This window comes from Lentiprolixibacter aurantiacus (assembly GCF_026241225.1).
GTDB lineage: Bacteria > Bacteroidota > Bacteroidia > Flavobacteriales > Flavobacteriaceae > Lentiprolixibacter > Lentiprolixibacter aurantiacus.
Genome location: NZ_JAPFQP010000004.1, coordinates 347,542 through 369,128, shown reverse-complemented (window position 1 = coordinate 369,128; position 21,587 = coordinate 347,542). Strand labels below are relative to the sequence as shown.

Here is a 21,587-nt window from a genome sequence, read left to right as displayed (position 1 = left end):
GGAATGCCTTTTAGAGGTCTTGCATTAGTAGCCGAGGTAATCCTGGTATCCCCAGTTGCCTTCACCATTGTGCTTGCCCAGGGTTTTGCTCCATTTTTTAAAGGCCTTCTTGAAGCTTTTGATCTCTATTCTCAACAGGTTCAGATATTCTTTTTCATTCACCCCGTGATGTTCCAGTCCGTTGGTATACCCCTGCAGATTTCTGATCATTACAGAGATAAAACGGGTGGTTCGGAAGCGGACAACCGGATTGCTGCTTTTTTCAGCCCTGTCTATTTGCTGCTGTATTAAAATGGTATCGGTAAGCAGTGAGTCTGCAATAATATCACGCAGGCTATTGGATTGATACAATTTCAGCAAATCCTTGTTATGCGTAACATAAGAAGCTATGGCTCTGCTGAGTTCACAGAGTTCCAGAGCCTTACGGTATATAAGGGGTGGATTCATAAGATCGGGACAATAAGAGTAAAACAAATTATTCTAACCTAAAGATACATCGCTATAATCTTAATTTGCTTTTGATATAAAAGTAAATAATTATATTAGCTTTAAAATAATAAAAAAAATAAGGTAAAGAATTGGAAAACAAAATAGATGATATAAACAGGAAGATTCTTCGCCGTTTACAGGAAAATTCAAGAGAATCTTTTGCCAGTATTGGCAGGTTGGTGGGCCTTACACCACCGGCAGTAGCAGAGCGTGTTAAAAAGATGGAAGACCTGGGCATACTGGAAGGGTACAAAGCCCGGGTTAATCATTTGAAAATGGGGTATCAGTTACGGGCTATCGTTACCATAAAGGCCTTTATGGGAAAATTAAAGCCATTTTTGGAGAAGGTGCGTTCCATGCAGGAAGTAATTAATTGTTACCGCATCACGGGGAATGAAAATATCATCATGGAGGTCGTACTTTTAGACCAGCTGCATCTGGAACAATTCATAGATCAGCTTATTCAGTATGGTGAGACCCGTACCCACATCATCCTTTCTGATATCATCTCCGATGCTCCAATTATGGGAAATAAAGGTATCTGACAAGTTTTTAAACATATTTTTCCCATCTTTATATAAATGCGAGAATTTTGGGAGCAACTTGAAAAAGAATCCTGAGACATTTTGCTTTTATGAAATTTTGGCCGGATTTTTGATATCATATTGCTATGAATAAATCGCTACTTTCCGCTTGCTTTTTATTGATGTTTGCCCTGGCTACTCAGGCACAACAGGGACAGCTAAGAATAAAGAAGGGTATAATTGTAGATTCCATTCAGGTTCAGGATACTATACCGGCAACATTTGCACTTTATATCCCTTCAACATTTGAAAAATCGAAACCCTTTCCCCTTCTTGTAGTCAATAATATGAATGGCGAGGGTAGGGAAGCAATAAGTAAATTCCGAAGTGCTGCGGAAAAACACCAGTATTTGCTGGCCGCATCCAATAACCTTAACGACAGCCTGTCGATTTCCCACAACATCGCATTAAACAAAGCTGTTATAAGCAGCATGGCGAAGATTTTTCGCATTCCGCAAAACCGTATTTATGTTGCCGGATTTGGAAGTGGAGGTAAATTGGCCGGCATTACTCCTGTTTTTCTTTCAGGGATAGGGGGTGTTATCTCAATAGGAACAGCAGTAAATACTGGATTACTGCAGCTGCCGGACAGGTCCAGGATTACTTTCCGGCTTATTGAAGTAGTAGGGCGGGAGGATTATAATTACACTAGGATGCTTGAGCACAGCAGGCTCCTCGATCCAATAAAAATCTCTAATGATCTTCTGGTGCATGATGGCGGCCCTGATATGATTAGTCCGATATTCGTAGATAGAGCAGTGGGCAGGTTAAGCCTGGATGCTATGCGGAAGGGCTTAAAGGTTAAAGATACCAGCGTCATCAATAGTCTATTTATGGAGGATTATAAAGAATTCCGCCAGCTGATGGGCCTCAGGCATTATGTGGAAGCGGAATTGGTTTTGAGTTCTATGATCGATACCTACCAGACTTTGGTAAGTATAGATTCCCTGGTAAAACGCAGGAGGGTATTAAAACGGGATCGTGATTACAGGGAACAACAACGGGAATTTTCGAACCTGATCTTCAAGGAAAACCTGATGAAATCGGATTTTGAATACAGTCTGTTACAGGACCTTGATGCTCTGAATTACAACAACCTGGGCTGGTGGAACTTTCAGATGAAAAAACTGAAGGAGTACGAGAACAAACCTGGTTTTCGGGAAAGGGAGAGCGGTAAACGTCTTATCGCATTCCTGAATGCCCTTGTGGAGGACAATATCTACATAGAACTTGCCAGGCCTGCTGTGGATGAGGAAGCCCTTAGTTTGCTCTGGATGATCAAAACTATTACAGACCCAACGGATTTCTCCTATTATCTCAAGATCATTTCAGACAGTGCCAAATACGAGGATTTTGGAACCGCAATCTTCTACCTGGAAGAATTGCTTAAACAGGGATTTACAGATAAAGAGACCCTGTATGTACTCGAAAATACTGCACTACTCCGTATCATGCCCGAATTCAACGAATTGGTGGAAAAATACCTCAATGAAGCCCGTTATAAAATTAATGAAGAGTAATCGGGATTTCCTTTAAGTTGTATTTTTAGGCATGTAAATAACAGCTATGCAGAGATTTTTTGTTTCGGTACTCATTGTTTTTATTGTTGTTATGGCTTCCTGCAGGGATGCCAAGCGCTACCACGACACAGTGGAGGATAAGAGGCAATTGACTTCAGAAGCCCTGAAGGATATAGATGAATTTCAGAAGAAACTCAATGCAGATTTCCGGAATCCCGAGGTATCCCCTTTACCTGATCGTTATCGCAAGGATTTTATGGGGCTGGAGTTTTTTGAGCCGGATACTAATTTCAGGGTCTGGGCCCGACTGGAGTATACACCTGAGGCCATTCCTTTTTTGATGCCTACCAATACAGACCGGGAGTCTGAAGAGCAGGTCTTTGCAATAGCCCATTTTACGCTTGAAGGCAGGCCTTTTTCCCTTGAGATATATCAAACCCTGGAACTGCTGGATGACCCGGGTTTCGAGGATTATCTTTTTTTGCCCTTCCTTGATGCCACCAATGGGGAAGAGACTTACTCAGGAGGCCGGTATATTGACCTTCGAATTCCCGAGGGAGATTCTCTTTTAATCGACTTTAACAAGGCGTATAATCCCTATTGTGTATACAACAAATCGTATTCCTGCCCCCTTGTTCCCAGGGCCAACACGTTGGATATTCCTGTACGTGCGGGAGTCAAAGACTTTAAAATGGGTAAATAGGAAAGCCCCGAAATACATCGGGGCCCTCCAGATTAACTAAACTGAACAAAACCAAACTAAAATTTTTATTTCTAGAACGAGTAGATCGCGGCTACAAGGAATGAACCTAAACTTCCGGTAGGGGCCAGGTCGTTATCGATAAATGCATCTTCTGAAGCGCTATCCAATCGCAATTCCGGCTTGATGATAAGATCCCCGATAGTTGCACTGCCAGTTAGGGTTACCGCAAAAACACTGGCATCTCCATCGGCATCTGCCGCACCAATAGCTCCTAAATTGGTCTCGGTGAAGTATTCACCCCGAAGACCGATGGTAAAGTTTTCAGAAGTGGCGTATTGAGGATAAAGGGCTACCCCCGCAAAGCTTACATCCGCATCGCTGTTGTCAAAATAAGCTGCGTTGATGCCCAGGAAAAATTCCTCGCTTACATCAAATCCTCCTGTGTAGTCAATTTCATAGCCTCCCTGGCTGTAAAGGAAATTAAGGTACTGTCCTGAATAACCTAATTGAGCACCAACAGCATAATCCCCTGTTGGATTGAACTCGGTCAGGTCTGTAGGGTTCATGACGGCAACCATAGCACTCCAGTCGTTCCCCAGATCAAAATCGGCCTTAATTCCTGTATGGCTGAAGGGGCCATAGCTGAAAAGATAGGAGGTGCTGTAGTTAAAGTTTGCCGCAGGCGAGATCACCTCGTACCCCAGGAAGGTGTTAAAATTACCCATCGTAAGCGTAACGCTCTCGCTAACATTCCAGTAAACGTACAATTGGTTTACTATATCCCCGGTAGCGGAGTACATAGGGGAGGCGAAAATAGCATCAGTTCCCCTCGGCCCAAAAACCAGATCGGCCACAAAACCTACTTTTTCACCTTCATAAGAGGCAATGACGTTGGCCATACCCAGAGAAAATCCCGGCAGGTTGGCGAATGAAGAACCAGGGGCAATAGCGTCCTCGTCATTCGGTGCGGTAAGGTTGGCGCGGTAATACGCATCAACTGTTCCGCTTAAGCTAAACTTCTTTTCTTCTGCTTCTTCCTGAGCAAATCCTATTCCCGCAATCAGCAGGAATGCTAGAAAAAGCATTTTTTTTCCGAAATTTGTAATGATAATCGTTTTCATATTTTCAATGTATTAGAGCTCCACTCCGGTGGAGGTTTTTAATGTGTCTAATTGATGTTGTTAATGGTTATTTGACGGAGCGTTCTGCCAAACGCTCCGTCTTTATTTCAGGTTGTTAATGCTGGTTCATTCTGAAATCTGCATAGGCATCCATCCCATGCTCGTGAATGTCCAGTCCTTCAATTTCTTCTTCCTTGGATACCCGGATGCCCACAGTTTTCTTCAATGCAAAGATGAAGATGAAGGCAGTGATGCAGCAGAATGCTCCTGCAGCGCCCACTCCGGTTAGCTGATAAAGAAACTGATCTGCACCAGCCTTGGCACCAAATATACCTACGGCCAGGGTTCCCCAGATTCCGCAGATAAGGTGAACTGTTACTGCACCAACAGGGTCGTCCAGTCTTATTTTATCTATAAAGGATACCCCCAGAGGGATGATCAATCCAGCGATGAATCCGATGGCTACTGCTTCATTTGGAGACATGAGATCTGCTCCGGCAGTGATACCTACTAAACCGCCCAGAATACCGTTCAGGAACATGGTGAGGTCCAGGTTTTTCGTGAGAATTGTTGACAGCAGGATTGCTCCAACACCACCAGCGGCAGCAGCAAGACTTGTGGTTACCAGTACCAATGAAGTGTTGGTTGGGTCTGCAGACAAGACAGATCCCCCGTTAAAGCCAAACCAGCCTAACCATAGAATTAGTACACCGGCAGTTGCCATTGGAATACTGTGGCCTGGAATAGCTCTGGGTTTACCGTCATCACCAAATTTACCGATACGGGATCCTAGTAGCCAGATGGCGATTAAAGCTCCCCAACCCCCTACAGAGTGTACCAGGGTAGAACCTGCAAAATCGTAAAATCCGGCGTCGTCACCACCCAGGGTGGAAAGGAATCCGCCTCCCCATTGCCACGAACCTACGATCGGGTATACCAGTCCTACATATAAAATGGTAAAGATCATAAATGGTCCGATCTTGATCCGTTCTGCAACAGCTCCGGAAACAATTGTGGCTGCGGTAGCTGCAAACATTCCCTGAAAGAGAAAATCGGTCCACCAGGTATAGCCTCCATCGGCATAATCCGGAGTCATTCCGTTTTCAGGTGCTGCAATGCCGAATCCGGCAAAGTCGAGAATCCCGGATGATCCTTCTGCAAATCCCGGGTACATAAGGTTAAATCCTCCTATATAGTACATTAACAGTCCTACTGTAATGATGAAAATGTTCTTAAAAAGGATGTTGATCGTATTCTTCTGTCTGGTGAGCCCAATTTCTAAAAAGGCAAATCCGGTATGCATAAAAAACACCAGGGCGGTACATACCATCATCCAGACGTTATTAGCTGTAAATAATCCTGCTTCCATATCTTTAATGATTAGTTGATTGTATTTAATTAGTTAGTTGATTCCGGCGTGACCACTTTCTTTGGTTCGGATGCGATAGGCTTCGAGTACATCGGAAACAAAGATCTTTCCATCACCTACATTACCGGTATAGGCCGACTCCAGAACCGTGTTTACTGTTCTTTCCAGAAATTCATCAGAAACAACGATTTCCAGGTACCGGCGTTGGATATCGGTCGTGCTATAAGATATCCCGCGATATACATGTCCTTGTTTCTCATTACCCACTCCGGTTACATCCCAGTAACTGAAGAAGTTCACCTCAATTTGATGCAATGCTTTTTTAACATCGTCAAACTTCGACTTACGAATAATTGCTTCTACTTTTTTCATTGGTTTATTGTGTTAATTCAGCGCCAAATATATGGTTAATGATAGAAGACCCTAAAAAAAAGTGGGGTTATAACATGATTTTTATCATATAATAAATTTACCCCCTATCATTTTAGGGGGTGTATACTTATTAACATGTATTTTTGGCTAATTTGATATTTAGAAGCCCTTGGAAAAACTAAATATTGTGCAGAAAAGGGATGATGAAGAGATGCTTTTAGTTAAAAGCAAATATTAAAATACTGATAAACAATTATTTACAAATTTTTGGAAATCCAAATGCCCAGGAAAACGGCGGCTATACTTATTATGATGCTGCCTAGGGTGTAAAGGGATAAATTGAGGTAGTCGCCCATTCTTATGAGGTTGTGGTTTTCGAATGCAAATGCCGAAAAAGTAGTGAATCCGCCACAGAAACCTGTTGCGAGCAAGAGCACATGGCTTTGAGAAAGGAGGGAGCCTTTCATGGCATACCCCAGAATAATGCCAATAAGGAAGCAGCCTATGAGGTTTACTAAAAAGGTACCCAGAAAGAAATTAGAAAATACGGGATTGAGTGATTTACTGATGAGATAGCGGAGACAACTCCCTATTCCTCCGCCCAGAAATACCAAAAAGGCCTGTTTCATACCCTAAAAGTATAAAACTAAATGGCTTTTTTGAATTGAGAAGGTTTTGAATCCAAAGGATAAATTTTAGTGCTATCAGATTCTTCATCTCCTTTTGCACTAGAAGATCCATTACTGCTGTTAGCTGCACTGAAAAGCAAAAGAAAGGCGTTTACAGTGATCAAAGCAAAGAATATTGAGAAGAAAATTACCATTGGTCTGGTTTATTTATCCTTTATAACGCAAAAGTACGAGTTTTCTTATCTTTTGAACGCTGAAAAACTTTTATGTTGTGTAGAATTGAATTTTTGTGGCGTACACAAAAAATTGGGCTAATTTTTAAGAAGAACCTTAAGCACAAACAACAGAATTACGAAAATGACAAAGGAAATTCCCACCCATTGTACACCCCTGTAATTTTTTTGGTGCAGGCGCTTATCTTTTCGGTAAGAAATGACCATAATTATGGCGAAGGCAATGATGAAAAGTATGGCGAACACAATTTGTCCTGAGCTGAACATATCCTTATTTTTACGCAAAGCTACTGCAAATACATACAATTATGAAAAGGAAAATAAAAGCGGTTGAACACTTCCACAGATCATTCGGACTGGGCGTGTCCGATACGCCACGGGCCAACCTGGGACAGGAAAAGAACATGCTTCGCTATAACCTGATGGATGAGGAAAACAAGGAATACCTGCAGGCTGCACAAAACAATGATTTGGTAGAGGTGGCAGATGCTCTGGGAGATATGCTTTATATCCTTTGCGGGACGATACTCGAGCATGGCATGCAGTACAAAATAGAGGAAGTGTTCGAAGAAATACAACGTTCCAATATGAGTAAGCTTGGCCCCAATGGCCAGCCTATTTACCGTGAGGATGGTAAAGTCCTGAAAGGTCCGGATTATTTTGCTCCGGACATCAAGGCTATTCTGGATAAATAAAGATTGGTTTTATCCACGCTTTGTGGATCGAAATTACTTCACCCTGTACCGCCATCCGAATTTATCTTCGGCACGGTTATATTGAATATCCATTAATTGTTTTTTGATAGTGGCTGCGTAAGAATTTTCTACTTTTGGCAGTTCGTAGCGTTCCCCTTTGTAACCGAAACCTAAAATAGGATTGATCACGGCCGCCGTGCCACTTCCGAACATCTCTTTCAGTGATCCGTCCTTCATTCCCTCCAGTAATTCCACTACCTTAATGGGGCGTACTTCTACCTCGATTCCTCGGTCTTCTGCCAGCGCTATCACACTTTTGCGCGTAACCCCGTCAAGGATCCTGTCGCTCGTTGGACAGGTAATGAGCTTATCTCCCAGGCGAATAAAAATATTCATGGTTCCAGCCTCCTCTATATATTCGTGGGTGTTGGCATCTGTCCAAACTACCTGCTGGAAGCCTTCTTCCTTAGCCAGGTTGGTGGGATAGAACTGACCTGCATAATTCCCTGCAGCTTTGGTATAACCAAATCCGCCATCGGCAGCCCTGCTGAATTTTTCTGCGATCTTCACCCTTACCTCACCTCCATAGTATGACTGTGCCGGGGAACAGATAATAATAAATTTAAATTCCTGGGAAGGGGAAGCGATTATAGCTGGTTGGCTGGCAATAACAAATGGCCTTATGTAAAGTGAATTTCCTATTCCGGGTTTGATCCATTCCTGGTCCAGCAGTAAGAGCTTTTTAAGCCCTTCAAAGAAGTACTCTTCCGGAAATGCTGGCATTGCCAGGCGTTCACCGGACCGATTGATCCTCCTGAAATTCTCATCAGGGCGGAACAACCAGATACCCCCTTCATCATCCTTATAGGCCTTCATTCCTTCAAATACGGCCTGACCGTAGTGAAAAACGCTGGCAGAAGGCTCCATCATCAACGGTTGATAGGGAATGATCTTGGGTGTTTCCCATTGTCCGTTTTTGTAATCACAAACAAACATATGATCTGTAAAATTTGCACCGAACGGCAAATGGTCAAAGTCTATTTGTTCAATCCTGGAAGTTTTGGCTTTTTCTACGACAAGGTTTTTGCTGGTAACATCCATATTAAGAATATTAATCGTCCTAAAATTACGCAAATATAGGCAGTTGTGGCTTCTTTTTTAATTGAAAAATACGGAGCTTTGTTGTAGGAAAGTAATCTTTAAAAATAATGAAACAATTTAACATTTTAATTGGAGTTTTAGCAGTATTAATCAGCTGTCAGAACGCAGAGAAGAAGAAGAAAAACCAGGAAACTGCAACGGAAATTGCTCAATATGCTTCCTTTGGTGCCCAAATACTGGCCGAGGGTGCTAAATCTGAAACTGACATGCTGGCTTTATACCAGAATTTGCCCGCAGCAGACACTGTGGATACAAAGTTCTCTGCCAAGGTAACAGAAGTTTGTCAGGCGAAGGGATGCTGGATGAAACTGGAATTGGAAGATGGTACTCAGGCCATGGTTCGTTTCAAGGACTACGCTTTCTTTATGCCCAAGGATATTTCGGGAAGGGAAGTGATCGTGGACGGAAAGGCTTTTGTGGATATGATGAGCGTGGAAGACCAGCGTCATTACGCTGAGGATGAAGGGAAGTCCGAGGAGGAGATAGCTGCCATCACCCAACCTAAGAAGACTTTCAGTTTTGAAGCTTCAGGAGTGCTGATCAAACAATAGGGTGAAGCGCAGGATCGTTGAAACCGCAGATGGTTCCAGGACCATTTTACTGGAAGACTGGCAGGAACAATACCATTCACTTCACGGGGCTATAGGAGAAGCCTACCATGTATTCCTGAAAAGCGGACTTTATACCCTGCAGCACAAAAATGTATCTGTTCTCGAAGTAGGTTTTGGCACCGGTTTAAATGCCATAATTACATTCCTCGAAGCCCGGAAAAGAAACCTGAATATCCGATATACGGGCCTTGAGGCTTACCCGGTAGGGAATGAAGAACTCAGGCAGCTCAATTATGTTGAAATGCTCGGAGAACCAGATCTTGGCAATGCCTTCCGGGAAATGCATGAAGTGTCCTGGGGAGAAAAACATAGCATCTCAACTTTTTTTTCACTTACCAAAGTTCGCAAGGATTTCAGGGATTTTTCTGTAAGCAACGCCTTTCACCTTATCTATTTTGATGCTTTTGGTCCCAGGGTACAACCTGAACTCTGGACTGTTGAGGTTTTCCAGACCATGTTTGATGCCCTCTTTCCGGCAGGGATCCTCGTTACCTATTCTGCCAAAGGGAGTGTGAGAAGGGCTATGCAGCAGGCCGGATTCCTAGTTGAAAAACTCCCCGGTCCTCCTGGTAAAAGGGAAATGCTCCGGGCTGTAAAACCAGATATCAGCTCCGGGGAATCCCTTTCTTAAACAATACTGTTAAACCTTATTTAAAGGCATAAACCACCAGTGCTAAAAGCAATACATTTGCAAAAATTTAAGCATGAAGCTGTTGATTACCGGGGCTACCGGGCTGGTAGGGGGAGAGTTACTTAAGATATGCCGTGAGGAGGGGATCCCGGTGAATTACCTCACAACGCGCAGGAATAAAATCCAGAATGGGGACAACCTGAAAGGATTCTACTGGAATCCACAGAATGGAGAAATTGACCTTTCCTGTTTTGAAGGGGTTACTACTATAATTAACCTGGCCGGGGCCTCTGTTGCCAAACGCTGGACAGCAGCCTATAAGAAGAAAATAGTTTCAAGCAGGGTCGATAGCCTTAGAACCTTGCGCCTAGGACTGGCAAAAAGCGGTAAAGGCCAGGTGTCTTCACTGATTTCTGCTTCAGCTATCGGGATTTATCCAAGCTCATTTACTGAATATTACACCGAGAAAGCAGAGGGAGAAGACACCGGTTTCCTGGGGCAGGTAGTTGCCAGTTGGGAAGAGGAGGCGTTAAAGTTCGAAACATTGGCGATTAAAACGTCCCTGTTGAGAATAGGGCTGGTCCTTTCGGAAAAGGGAGGAGCATTGCCACAAATTGTTATGCCGATAAGGAAATACGTGGGAGCTGCCATGGGTTCAGGGGAACAATGGCAATCCTGGATACATATTGAAGACCTTGCCCGAATGATTATCTTCCTGGCCCAGAAAGAGGGCAGTGGTGTATTTAATGCCGTGGCACCCAATCCCGTTACAAACAAAAGGCTTACCAGGGAAACGGCCAAGGTCTTTAAAAGGCCGTTGTGGCTGCCCAATATTCCCCAATTTGTTATGAAAATAGTCCTGGGCGAAATGTCTTCCATACTTTTTGCCAGCCAACGGGTAAGTAGCCAGAAGATTGAAAAGCACGGTTTCAATTTCCATTACCAGAATATTTGCAGGGCACTTGAGGATCTTTATCAAAAATGGGGGGAACAATAATTCCCTGCAGCCTGTCTCACAATCATCATGCATAAAACCCCACATTTTTCCCAGGGGTGAATTTTTAATGACATTTTGACATTTTTAAAGAAATGGCAGTACTTTTGCCGTTCTTAAAACGATGTAAACCGTACGTTCGATGAGCAAGAAAAACAAGTCTGAGTTGGAAGATATCCTCCCTGGGGAAGAAGCAAATGAAACTGCTACCCCCGAAACCGATCAGGAGGAAATAAAGGATCTTGAAGAATCCGTATCAGAAGAAGAGCGATTACGTGAAGAATTGTCTGCAGAAAAAGACAAATTTCTGAGGTTGTTTGCCGAGTTTGAAAACTATAAAAAACGCACCTCCAAGGAACGCATGGACCTGTTTAAGACCGCGGGACAGGAGGTCATGGTGGCATTGCTGCCCGTACTGGATGATTTTGACAGGGCCATGGCCGAAATGGCTAAGCTGGAGGATAAGGAAATGTTCAAAGGAGTTGAATTGATCAACAACAAATTAAGGGAGACCCTGAAGTCAAAAGGCCTCGAGCAAATTGAAGTGAAACAGGGAGATACCTTTGACGCTGAGGTACATGATGCCATCACTCAGATTCCGGCACCCAATAAGAAACTGAAAGGCAAGATCATCGATGTAGTGGAGAAGGGGTTCAGGTTAGGGGATCGTATCATCAGGCACCCCAAAGTGGTAGTTGGAAATTAAAAGAAGGCAATGAAGCAGGATTATTATGAAATACTAGGAGTAGATAAAAGCGCCTCGGCAGCCGAGATAAAAAAGGCATACCGCAAAAAGGCGATACAATACCATCCGGATAAAAATCCTGGGGATACCAAGGCTGAGGAGATGTTTAAAAAGGCTGCAGAGGCCTATGAAGTTCTGAGTGATCCGGATAAAAAAGCCCGATACGACCAGTATGGACATGCGGCCTTTGAAGGCGGAGGTTTTGGCGGCGGAGGCATGAATATGGAAGATATCTTCAGCCAGTTTGGGGATATATTCGGAAGTGCTTTCGGCGGAGGCTTTGGCGGTTTCGGAGGTTTTGGCGGCGGAGGACAGCGCAGGGTAAAGGGAAGTAATTTGCGTATCAGGGTTAAGCTCTCGCTTGAGGATGTTGCCAATGGGGTTGAGAAAAAGGTGAAAGTGCGGCGGAAGATCAAGGCTCCCGGAGTAACATACAAAACCTGTTCAACCTGCCAGGGTACCGGGCAAATGACCAGGATTACCAATACTATCCTGGGAAGGATGCAAACCAGTACTACTTGCAATAGCTGTGGAGGTAGCGGTCAGTTAATCGATAAACGTCCTTCAGATGCCGATGCACAGGGGCTCAAAGTTTTTGAGGAAACGGTGTCTATCAAGATTCCAGCCGGCGTTGAAGACGGTATGCAACTAAAGGTATCCGGCAAAGGAAATGAAGCGCCTGGAAATGGCATTCCAGGGGATTTGCTGGTAGCCATAGAAACCGAGGAGCATGAAACCCTGAAACGCGAAGGCGACAACCTGCATTATGACTTATACATCCCCATTACAGATGCAGTGCTCGGCACTTCAAAGGAAATTGATACAGTAACCGGTAAAGTGCGAATTAAACTGGAACCCGGAATCCAATCCGGTAAGATCCTGCGCCTCAGGGGCAAGGGTATTGCCAGCCTTAACGGATATGGCCATGGAGATCTTCTCGTTCATGTGAACGTATGGACCCCCAAGGAATTAAACAAGGAACAGAGGGATTTCTTTGAAAAAATGAGGGGTCATGAAAATTTTGAACCCAAGCCCGAAAAATCCGACAAATCCTTTTTTGAGAAGGTTAAAGACATGTTCTCTTAAGGAATACAGCTTGTTTTTAAATAAAAAGCGTATATTTGATTCGATATTGGGCAACCAATATTAATTTTCTTTTTCATAGCAATTTTTTTCCCATCCTTAATCTTTTTTAAGGGTGGGTTTTGTTTTTAGGGCTATCATTAACTCCTTTAAAATTCTCATCCACGCTAGATGGCAGGATGTAGCTTCTCTTTCTTCCCAATTGGCTATCTTTGGCGCTGATGTCGAACAATAAGACTATTCTGGTTGCTGAAGGAGTTACCAAAAGCTTTGGGACCCATACTGCATTAAAAGGAGTTTCCCTTAACATTCCGGAAAACAGTATATACGGTGTGCTTGGCCCAAACGGTGCCGGAAAAACCACTTTTTTGCGGATTGTAAACCAGATTACCTATCCCGATTCGGGTTCGGTGTTTTTTAATGGGGAACGGCTTAAGCCAGAACACGTTGCACTTATCGGATACCTTCCGGAAGAACGGGGCCTTTACAAAAGCATGAAAGTAGGTGAACAGGTATTGTATCTTGCTCAATTGAGGGGCCTTCAAAAGCAGGAGGCTAAGGAAAGGTTGAAATACTGGTTTGAGCGACTGGAAATTGGGGATTGGTGGAATAAAAAAATACAGGAGCTCTCCAAGGGAATGGCACAAAAGATTCAGTTTATTGTAACGGTACTGCATCAGCCTAAACTACTGATCTTCGATGAACCCTTCAGCGGATTTGATCCGATAAATGCCAATATCATAAAGGAAGAGATTTTACACCTGAAGGAAATGGGAGCTTCAATCATATTTTCTACTCACAGGATGGAATCTGTAGAAGAACTTTGCGAATATATTGCATTACTTCACCAGGGTGAGGTTATCCTGGATGGAAAGCTTTACGATATCAAAAGACAATACAAGAGAAACCTTTACTCAGTGCAACTGGAAACGGCCGAAGGGATGGGGGTAATAACCGGACTTGAAAATAAATTTGATATAAGTGCCGCCCGGTTTGATGAAAAAAGGGAGCAACTGGAGTTCAATGTGAAACTTCCCAACGGGCAGGTTTCAGATTTCCTGAGTCGGGTAAGTTCAGAGGCATCTGTTACCGGCTTCGTGGAAACCGTGCCATCGGCTAATGAAATATTTATTCAAACCGTTCAGGAGAAAATGGGAAATGAATAAGCTATTACTCATAATTAAACGGGAATACCTGGCCAAAGTAAGGAATAAGTCTTTTGTGATCATGACTATCCTCAGTCCTATTCTAATTGTGGGTATGATTGTTCTGATCGCTTATCTTACCAAGGTTAATGACAGTGATAAACGCATTGTTACCGTCCTGAACGAGAGTCTGTTCTTCCACGGCGATTTTCTCACAAACAATCAGACAGCCTATATCAATTTCGAATCCCTGGACCTGGACGAGGCAAAGGATTCTACCTTAAACCTGGGGTATTATGGATTGCTGTACATTCCTGGTGGACCGGACCTGCAATCTGTTGCAGAGCAGTCATACTTCTATACCAAGGAGGCCCCTAATACGCTTGTTCTCGATCAACTGGAATCTGTTTTCTCAGAGCGTATCCGGGCTAAAAAACTAGAGGAACTGGGAGTTACGGACAGGGAATACAGGGAGATTGGCAGCGGTTTCGATCTGCGTACTTCAACTTTTGAGGGAGAAGAGAACCTGAAAGGAATCAATGAAATAAAGGCTTTGATAGGAGGCGGCTTTGGTTACCTCATAATGATGTTCATAGTGATCTATGGAGGTTTTGTAATGCGAAGTGTTATTGAAGAGAAAACCAGCCGTATCATAGAGATCATAATTTCAGCTGTGAAGCCTTTTCACCTGATGCTTGGGAAAATCATTGGCACTTCCCTTGCCGGGGTTACCCAGTTCGCGATCTGGATAGTTTCGGCTTCTGTTCTCATGGTCGTTGTGCTATCGGTCTTTGGAATTGATATTTCGGCTTTGGAAGCTTCTCCACAACTGGGTCCTGCATTGCCGGTGGCCGAGGGTGTATCCCCTACTGCAGAGACCTTGCAGACCTATGCCACGGAACTTTATAAAATACCATGGGCTGTACTGGTAATTTCTTTTGTGGTTTACTTTATTTTGGGTTATCTGATCTACAGTTCCATCTATGCTGCCATAGGTGCTGCAGTAGACAATGAAACGGATACCCAGCAGTTTATTTTGCCCATAATCCTGCCCCTGGTTCTCGCTATATACATCGGGTTCTTTTCCGTGTTTAACAATCCCAATGGCCCAATTGCGGTAGGTTTTTCGCTTTTCCCGCTCACATCTCCTATTGTTATGCTGATGAGACTACCGGCTGGAATTGGGGAAGGTGGGGTGCCCCTATGGGAGTTTATCACTTCTATTTTGTTGTTGGTTATCACCTTCATTGGCATTGTCTGGCTGGCTGCTAAAATTTACAGGGTAGGGATTTTAATGTATGGAAAGAAACCTTCTTATAAAGAATTATTCAAATGGTTGCGCTATTGACTTTGATACAAGATAAACCCGGAAAGGTAGGCGAATTCCTCGAAAAAGATGTCTGGGGTACAATCAAGGAAGTCCTTAATATGGGCTTGCATATTGGTGAAGGAGAAAAGTCCATTCATATTACTCTTGGCTTGTTGTTGCTTCTAATTACAGCATTTGTGGTTACCAGTTATGTTCTTAAATGGTTGCGCCATTTGCTGACTCGAAAAATGCAGGGGGACGATAAAATGAAGTTCTTCAGCATTTTTAAGTTCATAAAATATTTTGTCTACGTAGCTGTCATCCTGGTGACAATGAGCGCTGCGGGCATTGATATTACCATTCTGTTAACCGCCTCTGCTGCTCTTTTTGTGGGTTTGGGCCTTGCGTTACAGGAGTTATTTCAGGATGTTATTGCAGGAATCTTCATAATTACGGATAAATCGCTTCTTGTTGGGGATATCATTGAAGTGGATGGTAAAGTTGTGCGGGTATTTGAAATTAAACTGCGTACTACAAGAGCAATTACCCGTGATGACAAGGTTATTATCATACCTAACCATATATTCCTTTCAGGTACAATATTCAGTCATACCCAAAATCGTGATACAACTCGAGAGACGGTTAATGTTGGGGTGGCCTATGGCAGTGATGTGGAAAAAGTTACTCAAATCCTGCTGGATTGTGCCAGGGAACACTCTGGCGTTTTGAAATCACCGGAACCCTTTGTACTCTTTGAAGATTTTGGTGATTCTGCCCTGCTATTTGCTTTGAAGTTTCATGTAGTGGACAGTTTTACGACACCCAATGTAAAGAGTGAACTCCGCTACAAGATTGATAAGGCTTTCAGGGAAAACCAGGTAACTATACCGTTCCCACAGCGCGACGTGCATATATATCAGAACGATGCTTTCCAGGTAAGGCAAAAAATCACCCAGGAAGGAAAAGCAAGTGAGTAAGTGCTTATATTGTATTCTAATACTGAGCCTTTTGGCTTTTTCGGGTTTAAGGGGACAAAGCACTGACCTGCTCAGGCTGGAATACACAAATGTACCAAATGGGGATTCAGGGGTTGAAACATCGCGTTACCGCTTCCTGCTGAATATCCCTTTCAAACTTAAGGGAGGGCAGTACCTCATAGTGGGGTCTGAGTACAATTATATCGATTTTGATACTACCCGGGATTTCCCTTTTGACGATTCTGAACTGGAGCACCTGCATGTAATAGACCTGAATCTGGGTTATATATTCAAATGGAATAAAGACTGGCGATTTGTAGGTATCCTCACGCCGCGTCTCGCTTCGAACCTGGTTACGGATATTGTAGGACGTGATTTTCTCCTGAACCTGACAGCTACTTTCTGGAAGGAAGTCAGCGATACCGAAAAACCCTTCCGTCTTGTACTGGGGCTTACCTATAACAGTACTACAGGATTGCCGTTCCCAATGCCGTTGATAAATTACTACAGACGCTTTGATCCCAGCTGGTCATTCACGCTTGGAATACCACGCAGTGATTTCCGGTACCACATTTCAGAGAAGAATACATTGCTTATGGCATTATTCTTGGACGGTTATTTTGTGAATGCCCAGAACGATATCATTTTGCCAGACAACGACCTGGGATCGGCCATTTCATTATCGGCCCTGGTAAGCGCCCTAGGATATCAGTTTAACATATCTAAGATGGCCTCCTTCTATGGTTTTGCGGGATATACCCTGCTACAAAATGGGGTTTTGCGGGATGATAAAAGAAATAATGTGTTTAACTTGAACAATGATGGCAGCCTTTATTTTAAGGTTGGCTTTAAAGTTTCAATTTTTTAAAGAATACCCATGTCAAAAATTCTTGTTATAGAAGACGAAGCAGCAATCCGGCGCGTTCTGGTAAAGATCCTAACTGAGGAAAATGAACAGTATGAGGTAGAACAGGCCGAAGATGGTGCAAAGGGACTGGATATGATCAAAAAAAATGATTATGACCTGGCTCTTTGCGATATTAAAATGCCAAAAATGGATGGCGTTGAGGTCCTGCAGGAAGCCCGGAAGATCAAGCCCGAAACCCCTTTTATCATGATATCTGGCCATGGCGACCTGGATACGGCCGTAAATACCATGCGGCTAGGGGCATTTGATTATATATCCAAACCCCCGGATCTGAATCGTCTGCTAACCACGGTGCGCAATGCGCTTGACAGAAAGGAACTGGTTGTGGAGAACCGTATCCTCAAGAAAAAGGTAAGCAAACGCTATGAAATGATTGGGGAAAGTGGGGAGATCAGCAAGATCAAAGACATGATAGATAAGGTTGCCCCAACTGATGCCAGGGTCCTGATTACAGGGGCAAATGGTACGGGTAAAGAACTAGTTGCGCATTGGATTCATGAAAAGAGTTCCCGTAGTGCGGGCCCCTTCATTGAAGTCAATTGCGCAGCAATCCCCACAGAACTCATAGAAAGTGAGCTTTTCGGACATGTGAAAGGGGCGTTTACTTCTGCCGTGAAGGACCGAGCTGGCAAATTCGAAGCCGCTAACAAGGGAACTATTTTTCTGGATGAAGTAGGGGACATGAGCCTTTCTGCCCAGGCCAAGGTTTTGCGTGCCCTGCAGGAAAGCAAGATATCCAGGGTGGGATCCGATAAGGACATCAAGGTAGATGTAAGGGTTGTGGCAGCCACAAACAAAAACCTGCAGGAAGAAATAGAGAAAGGGAATTTCCGTGAAGATTTATATCACCGGCTTGCTGTGATCCTGATAAAGGTGCCTTCCCTCAATGATCGCAGGGACGATATTCCTATGCTAATCGAACATTTTGCAGATCAGATCGCTTCCGAACAGGGATCGATACAGAAAAAATTCTCCAAAAAGGCAATAACGCTCTTGCAGAGTTACGACTGGACCGGGAACATCAGGGAACTCAGAAATGTTGTGGAAAGGTTGATCATCCTGGGAGGTAAGGAAGTTACCGAGGATGATGTCCAGTTATTTGCCAGTAAATAAGGGATGTAATCAGGGGATGGAAGTGGCACATTCCCGGAGCTTTTCCAGGGCAAGCGCTGTAATTTCCTTGGTTCTCAGATTGTAGTATTTTTTAGCCTCTGTCAGCTCAGGTCGCAACAGCTGTTCCTCACAACGCTCGTAATTCTTAAGCGCCAGTTGATAGGCCTCCTTGCAGGGTATTGTATTTACAACCTGATCCAGGGAATTCTGGTAATTTACAAGGGCCTGGTCGATCTTTTTTTCCAGCGCTTTTCCTACGGGTATCTTTCCCTTCAATTCTTCCATATAGGAGGCCCGGGTATTAAGGCTCAACTGATCACTTCCATACTGGCTCTGGTGAACTTCCTCATGTTCTTCAAGGGTTTGCAGGCTGCTTTCTACCCCTGCGAGTGCTTTTTCCAGTATCAATCGCGTACCTGTCAAAGAAGACACACGTGTAGCTCGCTTCAGGTGATCAAGACTTTCTATGATGCTCTGCTGTGCCAGTTCACAGCCACAGGCCAGGAATTGTTCCTTAGACTTTTCAATGGCATTGAGAGCTTTGTAAGCGTAGTAACGGGAAGTATTGAGATCAGGGGCGTCAAGTGCTTTACGGGTCTGCTTCTGAATGTATCCGATGTTGGAACCCATATACTCGCATGCCTTGTTCACAGTGAAGGAAGATAGGGCAGTGTAAAATACAAAAACGAGTATGACAAGGTAAGGACGCATCACCTAAGTTGTTGATATAGTAAAATTTAGGACAGTATAAAAATAGGACGAGCCGGGCGCCTCCCCCTTTTTTTTCGACTAAAGTCCAAAAGAGGGAGTCAAAGGGGTAATTTTACCGGAAGATACACTGTATAACTGCTTTTTTATAGCCCGATAAAATGTTCTATCTTCAGCCCATGGAACCTATTGAGAGCACTAGTTACCTGGCCAAACCCGGCCTTAAACTGGAGACATATCCCACACTTGAAACCTTTGACAAGTCCGATAAATACCTCAAAAAGAAACTGGAAGATGTCCGGGAAGACCTGGGGAATTTCCAGAATATGCTTTGGGCTCACAGGAAGTATTCCGTCCTGATCTGTCTTCAGGGAATGGATACCTCTGGAAAAGACAGCCTTATTCGGGAGGTATTCAAGGATTTCAACGCTAACGGGGTTGAAGTTCACAGTTTTAAGGTTCCTTCCGATTTGGAAAGGAGTCATGATTATATATGGAGACATTATCTTGCTCTGCCTCCCAGGGGAAAATTCGGTGTTTTTAACCGCACCCACTACGAAAATGTCCTGGTAACTCGGGTACATCCGGAATATATCCTCGGTGAAGACATACCCGGGATTGACCATTTAGACAAGATAGACGATGCCTTTTGGGATTCACGGTTTGAACAGATCAATAATTTTGAGAAACATCTGGCCCAGAACGGCACCCTTATCTTTAAATTTTACCTGCATTTATCCAAGGAAGAACAGCGGCAACGCCTTCTAAGGAGACTTCGGCTTGAGCATAAGAATTGGAAGTTTTCACCAAAAGACCTAAAGGAACGCAAACTATGGGATCAGTACCTGGAATGTTACGAAGAAGCAATTGGCCGAACCACACATTCCCATGCACCCTGGTATGTGATTCCTGCAGACAACAAGAAGGCTGCCAGGGTTATTGTAGCCTCCATCTTACTTGGGGAATTAACGAAGTATAAGGATATCAGGCCCCCTGAACTGGACAGTGAGATTCGGGAAAATATTGAACTTTACAGAAAGCAATTAGAAGAAGAAAAAGAATGAGACTATTCATTTTATTGGTTTTATTGGCATTTCAGGCCTTTCCTCAAAGCGAGGATGAGAAACAAATAAAGGCATTTTACGAAACGGTACTGACACAGGGCGATTCTTACCGCTGGCTTAATTACCTGTCTAACCAGATTGGCGGTAGACTATCCGGTTCTGTCCAGGCCGAGCAGGCAGTTGCTTATACCAGATCACAACTCGACTCTCTGGGTCTTGATCGGGTCTGGCTTCAACCCGTAATGGTGCCAAAATGGGTAAGGGGAACACCGGAGTTTGCTTATATTGAAAGTCAGCCAGGAGTAACCAACAATGTACCTGTTTGTGCTCTCGGAGGATCTGTGGCTACACCCCAGGGTGGACTAAAAGCCCAGGTTGTGGAAGTCATGGGTATTGAAGAACTGAAAAAGCTACCGAGGGAACAGGTAGAGGGTAAAATAGTATTCTATAACCGTCCTATGGATCCCACCCTTATCAATACATTTCAAAGTTACAGCGGATGTGTGGACCAGCGATATTCCGGAGCTGCAGAGGCAGTTTCGATGGGGGCCGTTGGTGTAATTGTGCGCTCTATGACCCTGCGCAATGACGATTATCCACACACCGGGGCCATGAGCTATGGAGATTTACCGGTTAACCAGCGTATTCCTGCAGCAGCAATAAGCACTAACGCTGCAGACCTTTTGAGCACAACGCTTAAGCTGGATCCCAACATCAAGTTTTATTTCAGGCAAAATTGCCGGCAGCTGGATGATGTACAATCATATAACGTTATTGGGGAAATCCGGGGGACCACATATCCGGAGGAGATCATGACTGTTGGAGGACACCTGGATTCGTGGGACCTGGGAGATGGTTCCCATGATGATGGCGCGGGATGCGTACAAAGCATGGAGGTGCTTAACCTTTTTAAGAAAACGGGTTATCGCCCGAAAAGAACTATTCGGGTGGTGTTATTCATGAATGAGGAAAATGGCCTGAGAGGCGGGCGTAAATATGCAGAAGAAGCCCGAAAAAGAGGAGAAAATCATGTTTTTGCCCTGGAAAGTGATGCCGGTGGTTTTACCCCCCGCGGCTTTTCTTTTGATTGTACCGATGCCAATTATCAACAGGTCCTGAGTTGGAAACCCCTATTTGAACCCTACCTGATCCACAGCTTTGTCAGGGGAGGCAGCGGAGCAGATATTGGTCCGCTTAAGGATGGGCAAATGGTTCTTGCCGGATTAAGGCCTGATACTCAGCGCTACTTTGATCACCACCATGCAGAGAACGACACCTTCGAACATGTGAACAAGCGTGAACTCGAACTTGGAGCGGCAACCATGGCAAGCCTGGTTTTCCTCATGGACAAATACGGCATTGTAAAACCTCCCAAAATAAAGGGTTAACCCAATCCAAACACT

The 21,587-nt window shown here is 44.0% G+C and carries 24 protein-coding genes; 16 read left to right on the top strand and 8 right to left on the bottom strand.

What is annotated here, in order from left to right:
* Positions 1 to 24: 24 nt before the first annotated feature.
* Positions 25 to 447 carry a hypothetical protein gene (locus OO016_RS13040; RefSeq protein ID WP_266014830.1) on the bottom strand — a complete coding sequence of 141 codons (423 nt, stop codon included), beginning with the start codon at positions 445 to 447 and terminating at the stop codon, positions 25 to 27.
* A gap of 131 nt (positions 448 to 578) precedes the next feature.
* On the opposite strand from OO016_RS13040, the gene OO016_RS13035 reads away from it, so the two are divergent.
* The 3 genes from OO016_RS13035 to OO016_RS13025 all read left to right on the top strand — a co-directional run bounded on the left by OO016_RS13035 (position 579) and on the right by OO016_RS13025 (position 3,296).
* Positions 579 to 1,034: an Lrp/AsnC family transcriptional regulator gene (locus tag OO016_RS13035; RefSeq protein ID WP_266014827.1), complete on the top strand. Its 456-nt coding sequence runs from the start codon at positions 579 to 581 to the stop codon at positions 1,032 to 1,034.
* Positions 1,035 to 1,159: 125 nt separating this feature from the next.
* Positions 1,160 to 2,593 (top strand): alpha/beta hydrolase family protein, encoded by a 1,434-nt coding sequence (locus OO016_RS13030; RefSeq protein ID WP_266014824.1) that lies wholly within the window; start codon positions 1,160 to 1,162, stop codon positions 2,591 to 2,593.
* A 46-nt stretch (positions 2,594 to 2,639) separates the two neighbouring features.
* The gene (locus OO016_RS13025; RefSeq protein WP_266014821.1) at positions 2,640 to 3,296 is read left to right on the top strand and encodes a DUF1684 domain-containing protein; all 657 of its coding nucleotides are present in this window, start codon (positions 2,640 to 2,642) and stop codon (positions 3,294 to 3,296) included.
* A 71-nt stretch (positions 3,297 to 3,367) separates the two neighbouring features.
* Here the strand turns inward: OO016_RS13025 and OO016_RS13020 are convergent, their stop codons facing one another.
* From OO016_RS13020 to OO016_RS13000, 5 genes are all read right to left on the bottom strand, one after another.
* Positions 3,368 to 4,417 carry a porin gene (locus tag OO016_RS13020; protein ID WP_266014819.1) on the bottom strand — a complete coding sequence of 350 codons (1,050 nt, stop codon included), beginning with the start codon at positions 4,415 to 4,417 and terminating at the stop codon, positions 3,368 to 3,370.
* 115 nt (positions 4,418 to 4,532) lie between these two features.
* Positions 4,533 to 5,786, bottom strand: coding sequence for an ammonium transporter (locus OO016_RS13015; RefSeq protein ID WP_266014816.1), 1,254 nt, complete (start codon positions 5,784 to 5,786; stop codon positions 4,533 to 4,535).
* 33 nt (positions 5,787 to 5,819) lie between these two features.
* Positions 5,820 to 6,158, bottom strand: coding sequence for a P-II family nitrogen regulator (locus OO016_RS13010; RefSeq protein ID WP_266014813.1), 339 nt, complete (start codon positions 6,156 to 6,158; stop codon positions 5,820 to 5,822).
* Positions 6,159 to 6,415: 257 nt separating this feature from the next.
* Entirely contained in the window at positions 6,416 to 6,787 is a 372-nt protein-coding gene (gene crcB, locus OO016_RS13005) for a fluoride efflux transporter CrcB (protein ID WP_266014811.1), read from the bottom strand.
* Between the two features lie 311 nt (positions 6,788 to 7,098).
* Positions 7,099 to 7,287: a hypothetical protein gene (locus OO016_RS13000; protein ID WP_266014808.1), complete on the bottom strand. Its 189-nt coding sequence runs from the start codon at positions 7,285 to 7,287 to the stop codon at positions 7,099 to 7,101.
* Positions 7,288 to 7,328: 41 nt separating this feature from the next.
* Here OO016_RS13000 and OO016_RS12995 point away from each other — a divergent pair, with 41 nt between their 5' ends.
* Positions 7,329 to 7,715 (top strand): pyrophosphohydrolase domain-containing protein, encoded by a 387-nt coding sequence (locus OO016_RS12995; RefSeq protein ID WP_266014805.1) that lies wholly within the window; start codon positions 7,329 to 7,331, stop codon positions 7,713 to 7,715.
* Positions 7,716 to 7,748: 33 nt separating this feature from the next.
* On the opposite strand, the gene OO016_RS12990 is transcribed toward OO016_RS12995, so the two are convergent.
* Entirely contained in the window at positions 7,749 to 8,816 is a 1,068-nt protein-coding gene (locus tag OO016_RS12990) for a branched-chain amino acid aminotransferase (protein ID WP_266014802.1), read from the bottom strand.
* Between the two features lie 107 nt (positions 8,817 to 8,923).
* On the opposite strand from OO016_RS12990, the gene OO016_RS12985 reads away from it, so the two are divergent.
* From OO016_RS12985 to OO016_RS12940, 10 genes are all read left to right on the top strand, one after another.
* Entirely contained in the window at positions 8,924 to 9,427 is a 504-nt protein-coding gene (locus tag OO016_RS12985; protein ID WP_266014800.1) for a DUF4920 domain-containing protein, read from the top strand.
* A 1-nt stretch (position 9,428) separates the two neighbouring features.
* Entirely contained in the window at positions 9,429 to 10,118 is a 690-nt protein-coding gene (mnmC2, locus tag OO016_RS12980) for a tRNA (5-methylaminomethyl-2-thiouridine)(34)-methyltransferase MnmC2 (RefSeq protein ID WP_266014797.1), read from the top strand.
* Positions 10,119 to 10,191: 73 nt separating this feature from the next.
* Complete coding sequence (locus OO016_RS12975) at positions 10,192 to 11,115, top strand: TIGR01777 family oxidoreductase (protein ID WP_266014794.1); 924 nt, start codon at positions 10,192 to 10,194, stop codon at positions 11,113 to 11,115.
* A 139-nt stretch (positions 11,116 to 11,254) separates the two neighbouring features.
* Entirely contained in the window at positions 11,255 to 11,818 is a 564-nt protein-coding gene (locus OO016_RS12970) for a nucleotide exchange factor GrpE (protein WP_266014791.1), read from the top strand.
* Between the two features lie 9 nt (positions 11,819 to 11,827).
* Positions 11,828 to 12,943, top strand: coding sequence for a molecular chaperone DnaJ (dnaJ, locus tag OO016_RS12965; RefSeq protein WP_266014788.1), 1,116 nt, complete (start codon positions 11,828 to 11,830; stop codon positions 12,941 to 12,943).
* 218 nt (positions 12,944 to 13,161) lie between these two features.
* Entirely contained in the window at positions 13,162 to 14,106 is a 945-nt protein-coding gene (locus OO016_RS12960; protein WP_266014784.1) for an ABC transporter ATP-binding protein, read from the top strand.
* Positions 14,099 to 15,433, top strand: coding sequence for an ABC transporter permease (locus OO016_RS12955; protein WP_266014782.1), 1,335 nt, complete (start codon positions 14,099 to 14,101; stop codon positions 15,431 to 15,433). The genes OO016_RS12960 and OO016_RS12955 overlap by 8 nt, the downstream gene beginning before the upstream one ends.
* Positions 15,434 to 15,438: 5 nt before the next feature.
* A complete protein-coding gene (locus OO016_RS12950; protein WP_439649336.1) occupies positions 15,439 to 16,371 on the top strand; it encodes a mechanosensitive ion channel family protein in 933 nt (310 codons plus the stop codon).
* 31 nt (positions 16,372 to 16,402) lie between these two features.
* Entirely contained in the window at positions 16,403 to 17,239 is an 837-nt protein-coding gene (locus OO016_RS12945; RefSeq protein ID WP_266014777.1) for a DUF6268 family outer membrane beta-barrel protein, read from the top strand.
* Positions 17,240 to 17,248: 9 nt separating this feature from the next.
* Positions 17,249 to 18,412, top strand: coding sequence for a sigma-54-dependent transcriptional regulator (locus tag OO016_RS12940; protein ID WP_266014774.1), 1,164 nt, complete (start codon positions 17,249 to 17,251; stop codon positions 18,410 to 18,412).
* Positions 18,413 to 18,421: 9 nt separating this feature from the next.
* On the opposite strand, the gene OO016_RS12935 is transcribed toward OO016_RS12940, so the two are convergent.
* Complete coding sequence (locus tag OO016_RS12935) at positions 18,422 to 19,123, bottom strand: hypothetical protein (RefSeq protein WP_266014771.1); 702 nt, start codon at positions 19,121 to 19,123, stop codon at positions 18,422 to 18,424.
* A 176-nt stretch (positions 19,124 to 19,299) separates the two neighbouring features.
* Here OO016_RS12935 and OO016_RS12930 point away from each other — a divergent pair, with 176 nt between their 5' ends.
* Together OO016_RS12930 and OO016_RS12925 are read left to right on the top strand one after the other, a co-directional pair.
* Entirely contained in the window at positions 19,300 to 20,184 is an 885-nt protein-coding gene (locus OO016_RS12930; protein WP_266014768.1) for a PPK2 family polyphosphate kinase, read from the top strand.
* Positions 20,181 to 21,572 (top strand): M20/M25/M40 family metallo-hydrolase, encoded by a 1,392-nt coding sequence (locus OO016_RS12925; protein WP_266014765.1) that lies wholly within the window; start codon positions 20,181 to 20,183, stop codon positions 21,570 to 21,572. The genes OO016_RS12930 and OO016_RS12925 overlap by 4 nt, the downstream gene beginning before the upstream one ends.
* Positions 21,573 to 21,587: the final 15 nt, after the last annotated feature.

Excerpts from the sequence above, each read along its gene's own strand:
- OO016_RS13040 (WP_266014830.1), bottom strand. The coding sequence starts at position 447 with ATGAATCCACCCCTTATATACCGTAAGGCTCTGGAACTCTGTGAACTC.
- OO016_RS13030 (WP_266014824.1), top strand. The coding sequence starts at position 1,160 with ATGAATAAATCGCTACTTTCCGCTTGCTTTTTATTGATGTTTGCCCTG.
- OO016_RS13025 (WP_266014821.1), top strand. The coding sequence starts at position 2,640 with ATGCAGAGATTTTTTGTTTCGGTACTCATTGTTTTTATTGTTGTTATG.
- OO016_RS13020 (WP_266014819.1), bottom strand. The coding sequence starts at position 4,417 with ATGAAAACGATTATCATTACAAATTTCGGAAAAAAAATGCTTTTTCTA.
- OO016_RS13015 (WP_266014816.1), bottom strand. The coding sequence starts at position 5,786 with ATGGAAGCAGGATTATTTACAGCTAATAACGTCTGGATGATGGTATGT.
- OO016_RS13010 (WP_266014813.1), bottom strand. The coding sequence starts at position 6,158 with ATGAAAAAAGTAGAAGCAATTATTCGTAAGTCGAAGTTTGACGATGTT.
- crcB (WP_266014811.1), bottom strand. The coding sequence starts at position 6,787 with ATGAAACAGGCCTTTTTGGTATTTCTGGGCGGAGGAATAGGGAGTTGT.
- OO016_RS13000 (WP_266014808.1), bottom strand. The coding sequence starts at position 7,287 with ATGTTCAGCTCAGGACAAATTGTGTTCGCCATACTTTTCATCATTGCC.
- OO016_RS12995 (WP_266014805.1), top strand. The coding sequence starts at position 7,329 with ATGAAAAGGAAAATAAAAGCGGTTGAACACTTCCACAGATCATTCGGA.
- OO016_RS12990 (WP_266014802.1), bottom strand. The coding sequence starts at position 8,816 with ATGGATGTTACCAGCAAAAACCTTGTCGTAGAAAAAGCCAAAACTTCC.
- OO016_RS12985 (WP_266014800.1), top strand. The coding sequence starts at position 8,924 with ATGAAACAATTTAACATTTTAATTGGAGTTTTAGCAGTATTAATCAGC.
- OO016_RS12975 (WP_266014794.1), top strand. The coding sequence starts at position 10,192 with ATGAAGCTGTTGATTACCGGGGCTACCGGGCTGGTAGGGGGAGAGTTA.
- OO016_RS12970 (WP_266014791.1), top strand. The coding sequence starts at position 11,255 with ATGAGCAAGAAAAACAAGTCTGAGTTGGAAGATATCCTCCCTGGGGAA.
- dnaJ (WP_266014788.1), top strand. The coding sequence starts at position 11,828 with ATGAAGCAGGATTATTATGAAATACTAGGAGTAGATAAAAGCGCCTCG.
- OO016_RS12960 (WP_266014784.1), top strand. The coding sequence starts at position 13,162 with ATGTCGAACAATAAGACTATTCTGGTTGCTGAAGGAGTTACCAAAAGC.
- OO016_RS12955 (WP_266014782.1), top strand. The coding sequence starts at position 14,099 with ATGAATAAGCTATTACTCATAATTAAACGGGAATACCTGGCCAAAGTA.
- OO016_RS12940 (WP_266014774.1), top strand. The coding sequence starts at position 17,249 with ATGTCAAAAATTCTTGTTATAGAAGACGAAGCAGCAATCCGGCGCGTT.
- OO016_RS12935 (WP_266014771.1), bottom strand. The coding sequence starts at position 19,123 with ATGCGTCCTTACCTTGTCATACTCGTTTTTGTATTTTACACTGCCCTA.
- OO016_RS12930 (WP_266014768.1), top strand. The coding sequence starts at position 19,300 with ATGGAACCTATTGAGAGCACTAGTTACCTGGCCAAACCCGGCCTTAAA.
- OO016_RS12925 (WP_266014765.1), top strand. The coding sequence starts at position 20,181 with ATGAGACTATTCATTTTATTGGTTTTATTGGCATTTCAGGCCTTTCCT.